Annotated in this window: 15 protein-coding genes and 1 riboswitch; of the genes, 10 read left to right on the top strand and 5 right to left on the bottom strand. The window is 64.3% G+C overall.

The genetic code is table 11. The features are described 5' to 3' along the window. The first annotated feature begins 24 nt into the window (after positions 1 to 24). From C3B44_RS10310 to C3B44_RS10290, 5 genes are all read left to right on the top strand, one after another. Positions 25 to 531 carry an NUDIX domain-containing protein gene (locus C3B44_RS10310; protein ID WP_108432285.1) on the top strand — a complete coding sequence of 169 codons (507 nt, stop codon included), beginning with the start codon at positions 25 to 27 and terminating at the stop codon, positions 529 to 531. 26 nt (positions 532 to 557) lie between these two features. Then, positions 558 to 1,511: an ABC transporter ATP-binding protein gene (locus C3B44_RS10305; protein ID WP_108432284.1), complete on the top strand. Its 954-nt coding sequence runs from the start codon at positions 558 to 560 to the stop codon at positions 1,509 to 1,511. A 6-nt stretch (positions 1,512 to 1,517) separates the two neighbouring features. After that, positions 1,518 to 2,336: an ABC transporter permease gene (locus tag C3B44_RS10300; RefSeq protein WP_108432283.1), complete on the top strand. Its 819-nt coding sequence runs from the start codon at positions 1,518 to 1,520 to the stop codon at positions 2,334 to 2,336. Beyond that, on the top strand, positions 2,329 to 3,504 hold the full coding sequence (locus tag C3B44_RS10295; protein WP_108964118.1) for a multidrug effflux MFS transporter: 1,176 nt from the start codon (positions 2,329 to 2,331) through the stop codon (positions 3,502 to 3,504). Before C3B44_RS10300 ends, C3B44_RS10295 begins: the two co-directional genes overlap by 8 nt. 95 nt (positions 3,505 to 3,599) lie before the next feature. Then, the gene (locus C3B44_RS10290; protein WP_108430557.1) at positions 3,600 to 4,844 is read left to right on the top strand and encodes an IS256 family transposase; all 1,245 of its coding nucleotides are present in this window, start codon (positions 3,600 to 3,602) and stop codon (positions 4,842 to 4,844) included. An 835-nt stretch (positions 4,845 to 5,679) separates the two neighbouring features. Here the strand turns inward: C3B44_RS10290 and cls are convergent. The 3 genes from cls to thiC all read right to left on the bottom strand — a co-directional run bounded on the left by cls (position 5,680) and on the right by thiC (position 9,788). Continuing rightward, on the bottom strand, positions 5,680 to 7,161 hold the full coding sequence (cls, locus tag C3B44_RS10285; RefSeq protein WP_108432282.1) for a cardiolipin synthase: 1,482 nt from the start codon (positions 7,159 to 7,161) through the stop codon (positions 5,680 to 5,682). A 1-nt stretch (position 7,162) separates the two neighbouring features. After that, entirely contained in the window at positions 7,163 to 8,002 is an 840-nt protein-coding gene (locus C3B44_RS10280) for an exodeoxyribonuclease III (RefSeq protein ID WP_108432654.1), read from the bottom strand. A 10-nt stretch (positions 8,003 to 8,012) separates the two neighbouring features. Further along, the gene (thiC, locus tag C3B44_RS10275) at positions 8,013 to 9,788 is read right to left on the bottom strand and encodes a phosphomethylpyrimidine synthase ThiC (protein WP_108432653.1); all 1,776 of its coding nucleotides are present in this window, start codon (positions 9,786 to 9,788) and stop codon (positions 8,013 to 8,015) included. Then, positions 9,786 to 9,900, bottom strand: a riboswitch (TPP riboswitch). It overlaps the preceding gene by 3 nt. A gap of 83 nt (positions 9,901 to 9,983) precedes the next feature. On the opposite strand from thiC, the gene C3B44_RS10270 reads away from it, so the two are divergent. Both C3B44_RS10270 and C3B44_RS10265 read left to right on the top strand, forming a co-directional pair. Then, positions 9,984 to 10,763, top strand: a complete 780-nt coding sequence (locus C3B44_RS10270; protein WP_108432281.1) for an SDR family oxidoreductase — start codon at positions 9,984 to 9,986, stop codon at positions 10,761 to 10,763. Between the two features lie 29 nt (positions 10,764 to 10,792). After that, positions 10,793 to 12,022 (top strand): MBL fold metallo-hydrolase, encoded by a 1,230-nt coding sequence (locus C3B44_RS10265; RefSeq protein WP_108432280.1) that lies wholly within the window; start codon positions 10,793 to 10,795, stop codon positions 12,020 to 12,022. Between the two features lie 782 nt (positions 12,023 to 12,804). On the opposite strand, the gene C3B44_RS10260 is transcribed toward C3B44_RS10265, so the two are convergent. Continuing rightward, positions 12,805 to 13,791, bottom strand: coding sequence for an N-acetylglutamate synthase, CG3035 family (locus C3B44_RS10260; protein WP_108432279.1), 987 nt, complete (start codon positions 13,789 to 13,791; stop codon positions 12,805 to 12,807). Continuing rightward, positions 13,792 to 14,394, bottom strand: a complete 603-nt coding sequence (locus tag C3B44_RS10255; protein WP_108432278.1) for a peptide deformylase — start codon at positions 14,392 to 14,394, stop codon at positions 13,792 to 13,794. 16 nt (positions 14,395 to 14,410) lie between these two features. On the opposite strand from C3B44_RS10255, the gene C3B44_RS10250 reads away from it, so the two are divergent. Genes C3B44_RS10250 through C3B44_RS10240 form a run of 3 tightly spaced genes read left to right on the top strand, consistent with a single transcriptional unit; the run spans position 14,411 to position 16,546 of the window. Further along, on the top strand, positions 14,411 to 14,662 hold the full coding sequence (locus tag C3B44_RS10250; RefSeq protein ID WP_108432652.1) for a DUF3263 domain-containing protein: 252 nt from the start codon (positions 14,411 to 14,413) through the stop codon (positions 14,660 to 14,662). 10 nt (positions 14,663 to 14,672) lie between these two features. Further along, positions 14,673 to 15,416, top strand: coding sequence for a LytR C-terminal domain-containing protein (locus tag C3B44_RS10245; RefSeq protein WP_158268659.1), 744 nt, complete (start codon positions 14,673 to 14,675; stop codon positions 15,414 to 15,416). Further along, positions 15,416 to 16,546: a glutamate--cysteine ligase gene (locus tag C3B44_RS10240; RefSeq protein WP_108432276.1), complete on the top strand. Its 1,131-nt coding sequence runs from the start codon at positions 15,416 to 15,418 to the stop codon at positions 16,544 to 16,546. The genes C3B44_RS10245 and C3B44_RS10240 overlap by 1 nt, the downstream gene beginning before the upstream one ends. Positions 16,547 to 16,549: the final 3 nt, after the last annotated feature.

The raw sequence follows: 16,549 nt of genomic DNA, 5'->3' as shown, positions 1-16,549 counted from the left end.
AAACTCGCGCTACGATCGAAGGCCATGCAGGGAGATGGAGACGGATGGTCGGCAGGGCCCGACGGAACCCGGCGCTGGGGCAGGCACGGCGCGGCGGGGCTCGTGCTCGTCGACACGCGTGGCGACGAGCCGAGTGTGCTCCTCCAGCACCGCGCGACGTGGACGGCCGAAGGTGGTACCTGGGGTGTGCCGGGAGGGGCGCGCGACTCGCATGAAACGGCCGCCGAGGCCGCGGTGCGGGAGGCAGTCGAGGAGGCGGGCATCGATACCACGCTTATCGACGTCCGCGCCGAGCTGGTCACCGCCGGGCCTTTCCCCGCCGATCCTCGGCGCCCGGAGCTGGCGGGCCAGTGGACCTACACCACGATCGTCGCCACGGCCGACGGGCAGATCCCGGTCACCCCGAACGAGGAGTCGCTCGAGCTGCGCTGGGTGGGTCTCGGCGAGCTCGAGAACTATCCGCTGCTGCCGGCTTTCGCCGAATCGTGGCCGAATGTTTACCAAGTGATCAGGAAGTTACTGAGCTCATAGTTTTCCTATGTGGCATCCTGGTGAGCATGATTCACGCAGTCGGGCTGACTAAGCAGTACAAAAACGTCACTGCGGTCGACGACCTCACCTTCGACGTGAAACCCGGTGTGGTGACCGGGTTTTTAGGGCCGAATGGCGCGGGCAAGTCGACCACCATGAGGATGATCGTGGGGCTGGATAATCCCACCTCCGGCACGGTCACCATCGGCGGGGAGAACTACCGCGACCTCAAGCGGCCGTTGGAGAAAGTCGGCGCGCTCTTAGACGCCAAGTCCGTCCACCCCAACCGCTCCGCGGCAGCCCACCTGCGCTGGATCGCCCAGTCCAACGGCCTGCCGACCTCCCGCGTCGACGAGGTGTTGGGCCTGGTGGGCTTAAGCGATGTCGCCGGCAAGAAGGCCGGTGGCTTCTCCCTCGGCATGGGCCAGCGCCTAGGCTTGGCCGGCGCATTGTTAGGCGATCCCGAGGTGCTTATTCTCGACGAGCCGGTCAACGGTCTCGACCCGGAGGGCATCCGCTGGGTGCGCGGGCTCATGCAGGCCCTCGCCGCCGAGGGGCGCACCGTGTTGGTGTCTTCCCATCTGCTCTCCGAGATGGCGCAGACCGCCGAGAACCTCCTGGTCATCGGCCGGGGACGCCTGATCGCCGACACCCGCGTGCGTGACTTCATCCGCGATCACTCCGCCACCACCGTGCTGGTGCGCACCCCATATGTGGAGGAGTTCTCCGGCGCGCTCGACGCCGAGGGCATCGCCCATGAGCGCCAGAAAGACGAGGAGGGGCGCGACCAGATCGCGGTGCCCGATGCCACCTCCGACGACATCGGCGCGCTGGCCTATTCGACGGGCGTGCTGCTCACCGAGCTGACTGAGAAGTCCGCCTCGCTCGAGGACGCGTTCTTCGAGATGACCCAGGGCTCCGTGCAATACCGCGCCGCCGGCGCGGGTGCCGATGCCGGCGCGAAACAGGAAGGACGCTAAGCAGAGATGTTTATCAACACCCTCCGGTCCGAGTGGACCAAGCTGCGCTCCACCGCGTCGTTCTGGTGGACCACCGCCCTCGTCTTCGTCGTCAGCCTCTCGATCACCGGCCTCACCGCGGCGCTGGTCAGCCCGCAGGACCCGGCCGCCGCTGGCGCCGGCGCCGGGAACCAGGAATTCTACGTCGAGGCCGACCCGGCCATGGGTGCCTTGATCACCCCGCAGACCGCCATCTTCCCGTACCTGATGTTCGGCATGGCGGTCGTGCTCATCCAGGCGATCATGGTGGTCACCACCGAGTACCGCTTCGGGCTGACCTCCGGCAACTTCCTGGCGACGCCGAAGCGCTGGCCGGTGGTCGTCGCCAAGCTTGTGCTCTACGGCTTCATCGGCGCGCTCATCGCGCTCGTGTTCACCGTCGCGGCGTATGTCCTCACCAACACGCTGCTTGCCGAGGAGATCCAGGACACCTTCACGCCCTTCGAAGACGAGGCTGGCCAGCGCCTTCTGTGGGTGCTGCCGCTGGTGACCGTCGTCGCGATCATGTTCGTCCAAGGCATCGGCTGGCTGGTGCGCCAGACCGCCGGCACCGTGGCGATCACCATCATCCTCCTGCTCGGCTTCGACCAGCTGCTGCGCGTGATCCCGGATGTCGGCGCGGAGATCGCGCGCGCCATGCCATTTCTCAACATGAACGCCTTCATCCAGAACATGCCCTACGAAAACACCGACTGGCCGGTGTGGTCCTCGCTGGCGGTCTTCGCCGCGTGGGCGATCGTCGCGTGGGTGGCCGGACTCGTGGTGACGCTGCGTCGCGATGCCTAAACCCGGCAGCGAGAACTACCGCTTCTCGCTCACTCTCCTCATCGGCATCGCGGTGCTCTCGGCGGCGGCGCCCTTTTCGATCGACATGTATCTGCCGGCGCTGCCGGGCATCGCCGCGGACTTCGGCACCACCCAGCCGATGGTGCAGCTCACGCTGTCCGGCTTCGTCATCGGCCTAGCCGTGGGCCAACTGGTCATCGGCCCGCTCTCCGATGCCCTCGGCCGGCAGAAACTCATGATCGCCGGCGCGGTGCTCGCGCTCGTAGCGGCCATCGCCGCCGCCCTAGCCCCGACGATCTGGGTACTCATCACCGCCCGCGTGCTCCAGGGCTTAGGTTCCGGGGCGTGCATGGTCGCCTCCCGCGCGGTGATCCCGGATCTCGCCAGCGGACGACGCGCCGCCAAGGCTTTCGCCGCAATGATGTCGATCCAAACGCTCGCGCCGGTGCTCGCACCCGTGGTCGGTGGTCTGCTCGTCGAGCCGATCGGGTGGCGCGGGCTGTTCTGGGTGCTCGCCGGGCTCGCACTCGTGCAGCTGGGATCGGCCGTGTTCATCATCCCCGAGTCCCGACCTGCGCACCTCCGCGAGAAAGTCACCGTCACCTCGGTGGCCCGCAACTACCGCTATGTCATCGCCAACGCGGGATTCCGCGGCTACCTGCTCGTAGTGGTCTGCGCGTTCGGCGCGCTGTTCAGCTACCTCTCGGCGTCGTCGTTCATGATCCAAGGCGAGATGGGCTATTCCCCGCGCACCTTCTCGTTCATCTTCGGGTTCAACGCCGTGGGATTGCTGCTGGGCAACATCATCAACGCCCGACTGATCGACCGCTTCGACCCGCGCTACCTCGTGCGCTATGCCGCCGGGGCGCAGCTGCTGGCCGCCGGGGCGTTGCTCGCGGTGGTGGGCACTGGCGGTGCGCCGGAGGGGGTCATCTTCGCGCTGTTGTTCCTATTCGTCTCCCACCAGGGATTCGTGCAGGCCAACTCGATGTCGCTGGGCACCCTGCAGGTTCGCTCGCGGGCCGGCGGGGCCTCGGCGCTTATGGGGTTCTTCCAGTTCGTCGTGGCCGGCGCGATCGGCCCGGTGGTGGGCTTAGGTTCCTCCGCCGGGGTGGCGATGTCCCTGAGCATGGCCGTGGTTGCGTCCGTTAGCGTGGTGTATCTGTAGCCCGCGGTAAGTCTTGTGCCGGTGTGCATGAAGGCGACCATCGCGGGTACCTTTCGAATCAACTTCTACCTATCCTCGAAAGGAAGTACCCTGCGATGGCCGCTGACCCTCATCATATCGATCCGACCGCGTATCTCGAAGAGCTACTGACTCAAGCGTCCCCAGATTTGATGCGCCAAATGCTCTCGGACTTCATCAACCAAATCCTCTCGGCTCAGGCCGACAGCGTCTGCGGTGCTGACTACGCCACTGTTTCTCCGCAGCGCACCAACACCCGCAATGGCTACCGTCACCGCCAACTCGACACCCGTGTCGGCTCCATTGACGTCGCTATCCCAAAACTACGCACCGGGAGCTTCTTTCCTGATTGGCTTGTGGAACGACGCAGCAGAACCGAACGGGCCCTGACCACAGTGATCGCCACCTGCTACTTAAAGGGTGTCTCCACCCGCAGGATGAACGACCTGGTCGCAACACTGGGGATCACCAACCTGTCGAAGTCCCAGGTCTCTGACATGGCCAAAGAACTCGACATCATGGTCGAGGAGTTTCGAACCCGCCCGCTTGATCAGGGCCCGTACTACTACCTGTCCTGTGATGCGGTGACCATGAAAGTTCGTGAAGGCGGACGGGTAGTCACGACCAGCGTGCTTATTGCCACCGGTGTCAATAACGACGGCTACCGGGAGCTTTTGGGCATGCAAGTAGCAACATCAGAGTCCGTGGAATCTTGGACCGGGTTCTTCCAGGACTTAAAAGCCCGCGGACTTGGTGAAGTCTACCTCGTCACTAGTGATGCCCACCTGGGTATCCAGGCCGCTGTCGGCCAAGTTCTTCCTACTGCCGGTTGGCAGCGGTGCCGAACGCATTTTGCCAAGAACCTTTCCTCGAAAGTTTCCAAGCGCGGGTGGACGACGTTGTCGGGGATGTTTCATTCCATTTTTCAGCAAGCCGACGCCAGGTCCACGTGGGACCAAGCCCGGGAAGTAGTAGAGTTCTGTCACCAGCGTTTCCCAGAAGTAGCCGGATACGTGGAAGAGTCGTTGGATGAGATCTTAGCGTTCACGAACACGCCGAAAGCTGTGTGGACGAAGGTGTGGTCGAATAACCCGACGGAACGACTCAACCGGGAAATCCGCCGGCGTACTGACGTTGTCGGCATCTTCCCCAATCGGGCCGCGGTAGTACGACTCGTCGGGGCAGTGCTCGCCGAGCAGCATGATGATTGGATTCAACAAAAGCGCTACATGTCACTGGCAAGCCTGGAACAAACCCGAAAGCTTATCGTCGCCAACACCGTCGACGCGAGCAACACCGTCACGACCGAGGGAGCGGCCTAATGCACAGCAACCCAGCCCGCGCCGGTCCCCGACACCCCCTCCACTAGATTCCAATGATTCAGGAAGGACAGATACACCACTCCCGCGGACTTGACCATGGCCGTGTGCTGTCTCGCCGGGCTGCTCGCGGCGGTCTATGCGACGACGCGGCCCGGGCCCTCGGCGCGGGAAGTGGAGTAGGGGTTCTGCGTTTTCTGGGTTTTCTGATGCTCACATGGTGCGCTAGCGCTGGTCGAAATCACCCTCATAGAAAGGAGCTCCGCGATGTCGAAAGGAAGGGCGTTTGCGGGTTCCTTTCGTAATGGTGAATTCGACCAGCGGTAGCGTGTTATGGGCGTATGGCTGGGCGGCGTATGGCTCCGCCGCCTGATCGTCCCGCTAGTCCCATCAGTCACTCCTGTGTGCCCTTGTGACCTATCAGGCTCCTTCTGGCATAGCGTGATGGCCGGCAGTGGCTGACTTTATGGCGTCTCGTGGTGTTCGAGCACAAATGCTTGAAGGAAGAACCTTGAAGGGCGCAAAATCAGGCCATTTCCTCACACAAAACCTTGAAGGGCGCGCCCTTCAAGCATCTTCCTTCAAGCTTTTGTGTGGCAACAACGCGGAACCGCACCGAAAAGCGGACCTTCGGAACGTTAGGTACCCTAGCGGCCATGCAGCGGTATCGCGTTCGTACGCCTGGTCGAAAGGAGCCACCCCTAAACGAGTCTCACGCGGTCGAAATCAGCACTCCTTTAGATGCTCCTCCTTTTGACCAGCGACAGCGCAACATGCAGAAACCAACAGAAACCAGCAGAACCGCCAGAACCGAAGAACCCTCAGCAGAACCCCCAACCTACTGCAACGCCGAAGTCAGCTTCGCCACGTTATCGACATAGCGCCGGCGCCAGCTGCGCTTGTTCCACTGCGCGAGGGTGAGCTCTTTCGCCACGGAGAGGTAGTTGTTCGCGAGGGCGTGCAGCTGGGGGATGAGGTCACCGTCGCTGACCAGCACCGTTGATTCGTAGTTGAGGCCGAAGGAGCGCATGTCCAGGTTCGACGACCCGAAGGCCGCGACCGAGCTTTCTGGGACGTCGTCGGGGTCAGCGATGAGGAACTTCGAGTGCAGCACGAAGGGTTTCGGGAACTGATGGATGTGGATGCCCGATTCCAGGAGCACCTTGTAGTACGACGACTGCGCGTGATGCACTAGGAACTGGTCCGCCTGCTCGGAGACCAGCAGGTCGACACGCACACCCCGGTAGGCGGCGGTGGTTACGGCCTCGAGGATCGATTCGTCCGGGATGAAGTACGGCGAGCAGATGATCAGGTGCTTCTTCGCGTGGTAGATCAGCGAGGTGAACATGCGCAGGTTCGGCTCGGTGGTGTATCCCGGCCCGGAGGGGATGAGCTGCACGACGTTCGTATCGCCCGGGCGTCCGCCGATGTCGTGCGGCGGGCGGATCGCCAGCGTCTCACCGGATTCGGTGTACCAGTCGACGGCGAACATCTGCTCCAGCGACGCCACGATCGGCCCGCTGAGTTCCACCATGTAGTCGATCCACTGCCGCCCGGCGCGCACGTTCTTGGACACGAGGTAGCTGCGGTCGATGAGGTTGAGCGAGCCGATGAACCCGATGTCGCCGTCGACGACGACAACCTTGCGGTGGTTGCGCAAATCTGGGCGGCGGAAGCGCAGCCGCCATGGCGCCAGCGGCAGCATGTGCCGCCACTTCACGCCGATCGCGTCGAGCCTCTTGCCGAGGGAGAAAAACCCCGGATACTTCAGCGAGCCGATCTGGTCGAACAACAGGCGCACCTCGACGCCGCGGGCGGTCGCGCGCTTTAGCGCCTGGAAGAACACGTCGGTGGTCTCGTCCCAGGCCACGATGTAGATCTCCACGTGGACGTAGCGCTTCGCGGTGTCGATCACGTCGGCCATGCGGCGGATGGCGTCGTCGTAATCCGCATAAAGCCCGCGGTTGTGCCCGTAGACTGCCGGGTGCCCGGTGAGCTCCCGGTTGAGCTGCACGATGGAGGCGAGTTCCGCGCCGGGTTCGGCGCCCGGGGGGTGATCGGGGATGTCGCTTTGGACGTCCTCGATCATCGCGTTCGCTTCCTGCTGGATGCGGTGGCGGCGCCGGTTGATATACGGCGAGCCCATGAGCAGGAACAACGGCAGGCCGATGAAGGGCAGAAGCAGGATGAGCAGCAGCCAGGCATTGCTTGACGACGGCCGCCGCCCCTCCGGAATAATTCCCACCGCGGCGATCTTGATCGCGTAGTCAATGGCTAAACCGACCACCTGCCAGGTGGAAAAATCGAGGTCGATCGTCATATCAGCGCACGCTGTCGTAGTCCGGCGCGTCCACCCTCGCCGCCTCGAGGTGGTAGTCGACGATCACCGGCGCGTGGTCCGAGGCGCCTTTGCCGGAGCGTTCGTCGGCGTCGATAAGCGCGGAAGTGGCCTTTTTTGCCAGCGCCGGGGAGGCGAGGTGGTAGTCGATGCGCATGCCCTCGTCCTTCTGGTAGCGCATGCCTTTGTAGTCCCAGTAGGTGTAGCGGCCGTCGGCAAGGGAGCGGGTGATCTCGGCCATCCCGGACTCCGTGAGCATCCCGAAGGCGGCGCGCTCGGGTTCGGTGACGTGGGTTTTGCCGTCGAACACCGCGATGTCCCAGACGTCCTCGTCGCGCTCGGCGACGTTGAAATCGCCCACCATCGTCATGAGCGTTTCCGGGTTTTCCTCCAGCTCGCGGCGGGCGTACCAGCACGCGGACCAGAGGAAGGCGAGCTTGTAATCAAAGTGGCGATCGCCGATCTCCCGCCCGTTGGGCACATACAACGACCAGACTTTCACCCCGCCGCAGACGGCGCCGACCGCGCGCGCCTCGAGGGGCTGCTCGGCATCCGGGTCTTTTGCGAAGCCGGGCTGGCCGGGCAGGTGTTTTTCGACGTCGTCGATGCCCACGCGCGAGATGATCGCCACGCCGTTCCACTGGTTGAAGCCGACGTGCGCGACCTCGTAGCCGATGGCCTCGAAAGCCTCGTAGGGGAACTTCGCGTCGCTGGTTTTGGTTTCCTGGACGGCTAAGACGTCGACGTCGTGACGTTGCAGAAAATCCACCATGCGTTCAGCACGGCTGCGGGCGGAGTTGACGTTCCACGAAGCGATGCGCATGGACACTAGGTTACCTACTGCGGGCCTCCTCGGCGGTGAGGTAGATGCTGTTGCCGGCTTCTTTGAACTCGCGGGACTTCTGCTCCATGCCGGCCTCCGCCTCGGCGTCCGTGGCGGTCTCCGGCAGGCCCACCCCGGGCATGCCGAGCTCGGCGCCGAAGGTGTCGCGGATGTCCTGCGAGATGCGCATCGAGCAGAACTTCGGGCCGCACATCGAGCAGAAGTGAGCGGTCTTCGCCGGCTCGGCCGGCAACGTCTCGTCGTGGTAGGACTGCGCGGTCTCCGGATCCAACGACAACGCGAACTGGTCATGCCACCGGAACTCGAAGCGGGCCTTACTCATCGCGTCGTCCCAGTCGCGCGCACCCGGGTGCCCCTTCGCGACGTCCGCGGCGTGCGCGGCGATCTTGTAGGTGATCACGCCGGTCTTCACGTCGTCCTTGTTGGGAAGACCCAGGTGCTCCTTCGGGGTGACGTAGCAGAGCATGGCGGTGCCACCCATGGCGATGTTCGCCGCCCCTATCGCCGAGGTGATGTGGTCATAGCCGGGCGCGATGTCGGTGACGAGCGGGCCCAGGGTATAGAAGGGCGCGCCATCGCAGAACTCTTGTTCCTTCTCGTTATTGACCTGCACTTTATCCAGCGGGACGTGGCCGGGGCCTTCCACCATCACCTGCACATCGTGCTCCCACGCCTTCCGGGTCAGCTCGCCGATGGTCTTGAGCTCGGCGAACTGAGCGGCGTCGTTGGCATCGGCGGCGGAACCGGGGCGCAGTCCGTCGCCAAGCGAAAAAGCGACGTCGTAGGCGGCGAAGATCTCGCACAGCTCGTCGAAGTTCTCGTAGAGGAAAGACTCCTGATGGTGCGCCAAGCACCAGCCGGCCATGATCGAGCCGCCGCGCGAGACGATGCCGGTGACCCGGCGGGTGGTTAAGGGCACGAACGGCAGGCGCACGCCGGCGTGGACCGTCATGTAGTCGACGCCCTGTTCGCACTGTTCGATGACGGTGTCGCGGAAGATCTCCCAGCTGAGGTCTTCGGCGACGCCGTTGACCTTCTCGAGCGCCTGGTAGATCGGCACGGTGCCGATCGGCACCGGAGAGTTGCGCAGGATCCACTCGCGGGTGGTGTGGATGTCATTGCCGGTGGAGAGGTCCATCACCGTATCGGCGCCCCAGCGGGTGGCCCAGCGCAGCTTATCGACTTCCTCGCGGATCGACGACGTCACCGCCGAGTTGCCGATATTCGCGTTGATCTTCGTCAAAAAAGCGTTGCCGATGATCATCGGCTCGGATTCGGGGTGGTTGACGTTGTTCGGGATGATCGCGCGCCCGGCGGCGACCTCGCGGCGGACCTTCTCGACGTCGCAATGCTCGCGCAACGCCACGAACTCCATCTCGCGGGTGATCTCGCCGGCCCGGGCGTAGTGCATCTGGGTCACCTTCCGGTCCTTCGCGGCGCGCAGGGGCTTCCGGCGCGTGCCCTTCCACTCCTGGCTGGCCTCGCCGCGCTTGAGCGCGCGGTTGCCGTCGTCGAGAAGGTTGCGGGCGCGACCAGTGTATTCCTCGACGTCACCGCGGGCCCGGATCCACTCGCTGCGCAGCCCCGGAAGGCCTTCGGTGGGTTCCGCCCAGGGCCCGCGGGTGCGGTAGATCTTCAGCGGCTCGTTGGGGCCGGTGGGGGAGTCGTCGAGATCAATCGCGGTTTCGGGAACGCTCAGCCCGTTCTCCTCGATCGGAGCGTAGCGGTGCTTGGGGTGGATTTCTCGCGCATACACGTCCGTCATGGACTTATCCTCACTTCCTTCGCTGGTGCTAACCAGACAGGTTCAAACGGTGGTCGCGCGGGATACAGCGCGGATCTCAGCCCTCTACCTTCGGGCCCCCGTGTTCGGTCGGTGTCTTTTCACCGTAGCGCAGTCCGGCGGGTTATGTGGGAGTTCGGGGTAGATTGTGTGAGATGACTCACTTAAGGTGTGGGTATGACGCGATCAGTATTTATCAGTGGCGGGGCCCGCGGTATCGGCCGCGCCACTGCCGAGATCCTCGCCGAGCGAGGATGGACGGTGGGGGTCTACGACCTCGTCGACGGCTTCGACTGGGTGCACAGCGACTCCGTGCACACCGGCTTTCTCGACGTTAGCGACCCGCACACGTGGGAAGATGCGCTGGCGGAGTTCGCCGCGGCCGCTGGGGGCGGCATCGACGTCGTGGTCAACAACGCCGGGATTCTCTACGGCGGGCCTTTCATGGAGGAAGGTTCCTACGACAAGGGCGCCCAGCTTGTCGACGTCAACGTCAAAGGCGTGCTCTTCGGCGCGCGGGCGGCCTACCCCTGGCTGAAAGACGGTGGAGGCAAGCTCGTCAATATCGCGTCCGCCTCCGCTATCTACGGCACCCCCGATATGGCGGTCTACTCCGCGACCAAATTCGCGATCCGGGGTATTACCGAAGCGCTCGAGCTCGAGTGGGCCGAGGAGGGCATCGACGTCGCTTCCGTGTGGCCGCTCTATGCCGCCACCGGGATGCTCGACGGGGTGGAAACTAGCGGCACCCGGCGCCTCGGGGTCAACCTCACACCGGCCGAGGTGGCGCGCGCGGTGGCCGACGTCGTCGAGGCCCCGCGCCGTAGCCCCATCAGAATCCATCATCCGGTGGGCAGGCAGGCCAAACTCGCGTACCTGACCTCGCGCTTTTCGCCCACCTGGCTGTGCCGATACATCAACGCGAAACTGACCAGTGACCGGCCTGTGCGCCTGTGAGATTGCCTGTGCCGGGGAAAGGAAGACCCATGACCAGTGTCGAACCCGTAACCAGTGGACGCCGAGACGACTGGGGATCCAGTGATAGCGTCCCTTATTCGTCGAGCCCCGACATCGTCCGCGAACGCCAGCTCGTGGATCCGCCCACTATGCGGCCCATCCCGGAATTCGACGGTGTCCACGACATCTGGCTGCGCGGCAAGCGCGTCGAGGCGGTGCGCGAGGCGGCCCGCGCTTATCGACGACGCTTCCTTACCCAAGGCACCGTCCTGGGCGTGCGCTCCTTCGACATCGCCTCTGCGCCCTATCCCGCGCAGTACGCCTTCCAGAACTACTCGATCCACCTCAACCCCCTGATCAGCATCATCAACCGGATGCTGGTCATCCAGTACGAGGACTTCAACGGCGTGCCGCGCACCCTGGTGTGGGAGCCCACCGTGGCGGACGGGACGAAGAAGGCCGGCTTCTACAGCTCCCTGCTCGGGCAGGGTACCGGGCCGAAATGGTTCCGACGTCTCGCGCGCACCGCCCAACGCCTCGGCACCGAAAAGCTGCTGGCCAAGTACTTCAACGACCCCGACGACATCCTGCCGTCGGTGGGCATGAACAACGCGGATGTCGACTATGTCTCCTTCGACCACCTCCACGTCCAGGACCCGCGCATGATCGTCGGCTCTGTTCACGAGGTCCCCGCCGGTGAGCCGGCATACGAACCGATCTTCCCGCATGCCCGGCTGCTCGTCCACGAGGCGGAGCTCGGCACCTTTGAGGCGCTGCACCCCATGCAGTCCTCCTGGTACGTCGAAGGCGGGATGGACGGCGTCGACCGCGAGGTGCTCTCCACCTTTGCCGGCGACGTGGAACTCGGCGTGGGTATCTCCTTGCTGTGGACTCCCGGGCATACCGACGGCAATCACTCGCTGTGCATCAACACCCCCGAAGGCGTGTGGATCTCCTCCGAAAACGGCATGGCCGCCGACTCCTGGCAGCCCGAGCTCTCCCGCATCCCCGGCATCAAACCCACCGCCGACTTCTACGAACGCGAGGTCGTGCTCAACGCCAACACCCTCGAGGACTCCCTCGACCAATACGACTCCATGATCAAGGAGAAAGAGATGGCGAGCTACTGCCAGAAGGATCCCCGCTGGAAGCAGATCCTCGCCTCCTCGGAGTGCGCGAACTGGAAGCGGCAGTGGCCGCTGGTGCCCACCATCACCCACGGGGGCATCAACTACGGCGAGATCAAGCGGCGGAAGTAGGTTTTCTGGGGTTGGGTGGGGTTGGGTGTTTCTGTGGGTGCGCTTGCGGACGTTTCATGTTGCGCTAGCGCTGGTCGAAAACAGCCACCCCTAAAGGAGTGCTGGTTTCGACCGTGTGAGAGCCCTTTCTATAGGGGCGCTTTCGACCAGCGGTAGTGCGGTATGAGCATGTGGCCGGGCGGGCGTGCGACTCTGCTGCCTGGTCGTCCCGCCAGCCTCATCAATCACTTCTGTGGGGCTCCGGCGGTCCGTCAGGCTCCTCCTGCCATGCTGCGGTAGCGCTGGTCGAAATCAGGTCTATATAAAGGAGTCCCGCGCGGTCGAAAGGAAGGGTGTTTGTGGGGTCTTTTCGTGATGGTGCTTTCGACCAGCGCTAGCGCTCTATGCGGATGCGGGGCGCAGGCCTGATCGCGGTCAGTTCTGTGGGACCTGCGGGCCATTCGAACACAAATGCCTGAAGAAAGAACCTTGTAGGACGCAAAATCGGGCCATTTTCTCACACAAAACCTTATAGGACACGCCCTACAAGCACCTTCTTTCAAGCCTTTGTGCAGCAGAAACGTCAAACCGCACCGAAAAGCAGATCGTCAGAACGCTAGGCGCCCTACCGGCCATGCGGCGTTATCGCACTCGCACGCCTGGTCGAAACCAGTACTCCTTTAGGTGTGACTGCTTTCGACCAGCGCTACCGCACTACGGCCAAGCAGCCGCAAAACCATCCCGAACGCAGTACCTAAAGAACCGCCAGAACCCCAAAACACAGAACCCCAAACACCAACACCCTACCGCTTTAACGCGTATCGGTGTCGGTGATGTTCGATGAAGCCGAGTTTGTCGTAGAGCGCGATCCCGGCCTCGTTCGTGCTGATGACCTGCAGATACGCTTTCTCAGCACCCTGCCGAGCGCCCCAGGCGAGCACTTCCGCGCCGAGCAGGGTTCCCAGTCCGCGGCGCCGGAAATCTTCGGCGACTTCGACCGCCGAGTAGCCCAGCCAGGTCGTCTCGTCGGTGGATTCGGTGATGGTCGCGCGAGTGATCGCTACGGTCTGACCTTCCGCATTACGCAGGCGGGCGAATGCCATCGTGCCGTCGATCTCGTCGTAGAGCGCGCGCAGGGCGTCGACGGGGAGTTTCTCGCCGCGGAAGTGGTAGAGCTCGAGCCAGTCGTCGTCGGGTTGGGCATCAATCGATACCGAAAAGCCATTCGCCGGTACGGAAGGAAGGTCCCGCAGAACCCGGGTCATTACTAAAATTTCGGGGCCGAGCTCCCAGCCGTCGAGGCCGACGACCTGCTCCGCGGCCTTGCCGATGCGCTCCGGGATGTGGAGGCGTACGGGCAGGTCGTGCGACTGATAAAACGCGGTGATCTCGTCGAGCGGCAGCGCGGTGAAGCCGGCCGCGCGGCCTAAGGGTGTGACCGAGTGCGAGCGTTCGGTGATGCCGTCGCCGGCGCGCATGAGCCACTGGCCGTCGGTGCTCCAGCGGTGGTCGGTGCCAGGGAAGGCTTTGGCGTAGGCGGTCTCGACATGCCGGATGTCGGAGTTGCGGATACGCCGCGGCGAGAGCTTCTTCACCACGTAGATCTGCTCCTCCGGGATCTCCACGGCCGGCAGGTCGGAGGGGTAGCCGCCGACTTCCTGGGGGCGGATGGTTAGCGGATCGAGGGCTATGACGTGGCCGATGACGTCGGAAAACGTGTCGTCGAAACGCCGCCGACACACGACGCGCTCGCCGATGGCCACGCGATCAGAGCGGAAGATATATGACATCTAGTGTCCGAACGGGTCCTCGTCGACGCCGGGGGTCCAGGTGTTGTTTGGCACCTTCCACCCGTTGGCCTTGATCTCCTTTTTGGCCCTGCGCTTGTTTCGGCCCACGAGGACGTCTGTGTAGACGTAGCCGTCGAGGTGGCCGACCTCGTGCTGCAGGCAGCGGGCGAAAAAGCCGTAGCCTTCGACCTCTATCCGGTTGCCGTTTTCGTCGGTGCCGGTGACTTTCGCCCAGTCGGCACGCCCGGTGGGGAAGGCGAGGCCCGGAAGGGAGAGGCAGCCTTCGTGCTCGGAGCCGTCGGTCGCCGGCATGGACTTGGGGATCTCGCTCGTCTCGAGCACCGGGTTGATCACGGTGCCGCGGCGCATGCCGCCCTCGGGCTTTTCGGTGCCGTCGGGGCCTTCGGTGTCGGGGCAGTGGTAGACGAACAGGCGCTTGTTGATGCCGATCTGGTTCGCGGCCAATCCGACGCCGTTGGCGGCGTCCATGGTTGCGTGCATGTCGGCGATGAGTTCGGCGAGCTCCTCGGGCGACTCCGTGACCGGCTCCGTGGGCGTGTGTAAGACGGGGTCGCCGTAGATGACGATGGGGCGAATGGTCATGGCCTACAGTTTAGGCATGCCCGAGCTGACCGAATCCGATGCCCGCCTTCTCGAGTTCGAACGCACCGCCCCGCGCTCGGTCGGCGCGAAGGAGGAGGCTATCCGCGCACAGTTCGACATCACCCCGACGCGCTATTACCAGCGCCTCAACCTGCTCATTGATCTCGACGCCGCGATGGCCGCCTACCCGACCCTCACCGCCCGGTTGCGCAGAATTCGTGATCGACGCGCCGAGGAGAAAGCCAGGCACAGCGACAGTAGTTACTAGTGTTAACGCTGTGACTAATGTGAATCAGGAGAATCAGACCACGGAAACCGGCGCCGGGGTCCCTCTGCGCGGACTCGCGATGGTGCTCATCGCCGTCGCTGTCATGCTCGGCCTCTGGGGCCTTTATGCCCTGACCCAGGGTGGCGACGACACCACCACCGCCAGCGGCGATGACACCACCGCGACCGCCGAGGCCGACCGCCCCGAAGCAGGTGCCGACGACACCGCCGCCCCCACCAACCCCCGCGAAGAAGCGACCGACGACGCCGCGGACGCCCCGGGCGCCGACGACGCCGCCCGCCCCACCGACGACCGCAGCAACGGCGCCGCCGCCACTGGTGCACGTGCCGGCGCGGGCGCAGCCGGCGGCGCAGGTGCAGGCGCAGGAGCGGGTGCAGGTGCCGGCGCGAACGCCGGCGACGCCGAGGCCGCCGAGCCGCTGCGCATCAACGTTCTCAACAACTCGCTGGAGCCGGGCATCGCCGAGGATGTCTACCGCGATCTCAAGGAGCAGGGCCGCGAGATGGGCACCCACGGCAACCTCGCGGAGTCGGACGCCATCGTCGCCGAGACCACGGTCTTCTTCGCCGAGGGAGATGCGGAAGGTGAGCGTGCCGCCCGGGAGCTGGCCGATCACATCAACCGGACGAACGGGCTGCCGGCCGTCGCCAAGCCTAATGCTGAAAGCCTTCCCGACGAGGTCACCGGCGACCGCCAGATCACCCTGGTGCTCACGGGCGGAATTAACGTCTGATGGCGCAGTCGTTCAAGCGCTCGCCGAAACCGACCCTCGGCGTCGAATGGGAGGTCGGCGTCATTGATCCTGTCACCCGCGACTTGGTGCCGCGGGCGGTGGAGCTGATTGATCTGGTCAATGATCGGCACTCGGAGATCCATTTCGAGCGCGAATTCCTCCAAAACACCGTCGAGCTGGTCACCGGCATCCACGACAGCGTGCCCAGCGCCGTCGCCGAGCTTCACGACGACCTCGAGGCCCTACGCGTCGGCGCCAACGAACTGGGGCTGAAGTTGTGGGCGTCAGGTTCGCACCCGTTTTCCGACTTCCGCAAACAACCCGTCAGCGCCAAAATGACATACGCGGAAATCATCAACCGCACCCAGTACTGGGGCCAGCAGATGCTCATCTGGGGCATCCACGCGCACGTGGGCGTCAGCCACGAGGACCGGGTGTGGCCGATCATCAACGCCCTCATGACGAAGTACCCGCACCTGCTGGCGCCGTCGGCGTCGTCACCCGGCTGGGACGGCATCGACACCGGCTACGCCTCGAATCGCACCATGCTCTACCAGCAGCTACCGACCGCCGGCATGCCCTACCAGTTCGGCTCCTGGCAGGAGTGGCTCAACTTCGAGCACGACCAGGCCACCAGTGGCGTGACGAACCACACCGGCTCCATGCACTTCGACATCCGCCCGGCCGCGAAGTGGGGCACGATCGAGATCCGCGTCTCCGACGCCACCTCCAACCTGCGGGAACTCTCCGCCCTGGTGGCGCTCGCGCACTGCCTTGTCGTCTACTACGACCGCAAGATCGACCGCGGCGAAGACCTGCCAACCCTGCAGCCCTGGCACGTCGCCGAAAACAAGTGGCGCGCCGCGCGCTACGGCATGGAGGCGCTGGTGATCACCTCCCGCGACACCGAGGAACGCTGGATCACCCAGGAGCTCGACGAGCTTATCGACGAGCTCATGCCCGTCGCCCACGACCTCGACTGCGCACCCGAGCTCGCTTTAATCCCCGAGATCTCCGAACGCGCGGCCGGCTACTCCCGGCAGCGACGCCTCTTCCAGCTGGAGGGGGACTGGAAGCCGGTCATCGATAAGACGGCCGCGGAGATGTGGGAGCTGCGCCCCGAACGGTAGATT

The sequence above is a fragment of the Corynebacterium yudongzhengii genome (assembly GCF_003065405.1).
Classification (GTDB): Bacteria; Actinomycetota; Actinomycetes; order Mycobacteriales; family Mycobacteriaceae; genus Corynebacterium; species Corynebacterium yudongzhengii.
The sequence above is the reverse complement of the archived record's forward strand: the minus strand, read 5'-3'. Positions and strand labels throughout refer to the sequence as shown.

Coding starts and splice junctions, on each gene's coding strand:
- C3B44_RS10310 (WP_108432285.1), top strand. CDS start 25: ATGCAGGGAGATGGAGACGGATGGTCGGCAGGGCCCGACGGAACCCGG.
- C3B44_RS10305 (WP_108432284.1), top strand. CDS start 558: ATGATTCACGCAGTCGGGCTGACTAAGCAGTACAAAAACGTCACTGCG.
- C3B44_RS10300 (WP_108432283.1), top strand. CDS start 1,518: ATGTTTATCAACACCCTCCGGTCCGAGTGGACCAAGCTGCGCTCCACC.
- C3B44_RS10295 (WP_108964118.1), top strand. CDS start 2,329: ATGCCTAAACCCGGCAGCGAGAACTACCGCTTCTCGCTCACTCTCCTC.
- C3B44_RS10290 (WP_108430557.1), top strand. CDS start 3,600: ATGGCCGCTGACCCTCATCATATCGATCCGACCGCGTATCTCGAAGAG.
- cls (WP_108432282.1), bottom strand. CDS start 7,161: ATGACGATCGACCTCGATTTTTCCACCTGGCAGGTGGTCGGTTTAGCC.
- C3B44_RS10280 (WP_108432654.1), bottom strand. CDS start 8,002: ATGCGCATCGCTTCGTGGAACGTCAACTCCGCCCGCAGCCGTGCTGAA.
- thiC (WP_108432653.1), bottom strand. CDS start 9,788: ATGACGGACGTGTATGCGCGAGAAATCCACCCCAAGCACCGCTACGCT.
- C3B44_RS10270 (WP_108432281.1), top strand. CDS start 9,984: ATGACGCGATCAGTATTTATCAGTGGCGGGGCCCGCGGTATCGGCCGC.
- C3B44_RS10265 (WP_108432280.1), top strand. CDS start 10,793: ATGACCAGTGTCGAACCCGTAACCAGTGGACGCCGAGACGACTGGGGA.
- C3B44_RS10260 (WP_108432279.1), bottom strand. CDS start 13,791: ATGTCATATATCTTCCGCTCTGATCGCGTGGCCATCGGCGAGCGCGTC.
- C3B44_RS10255 (WP_108432278.1), bottom strand. CDS start 14,394: ATGACCATTCGCCCCATCGTCATCTACGGCGACCCCGTCTTACACACG.
- C3B44_RS10250 (WP_108432652.1), top strand. CDS start 14,411: ATGCCCGAGCTGACCGAATCCGATGCCCGCCTTCTCGAGTTCGAACGC.
- C3B44_RS10240 (WP_108432276.1), top strand. CDS start 15,416: ATGGCGCAGTCGTTCAAGCGCTCGCCGAAACCGACCCTCGGCGTCGAA.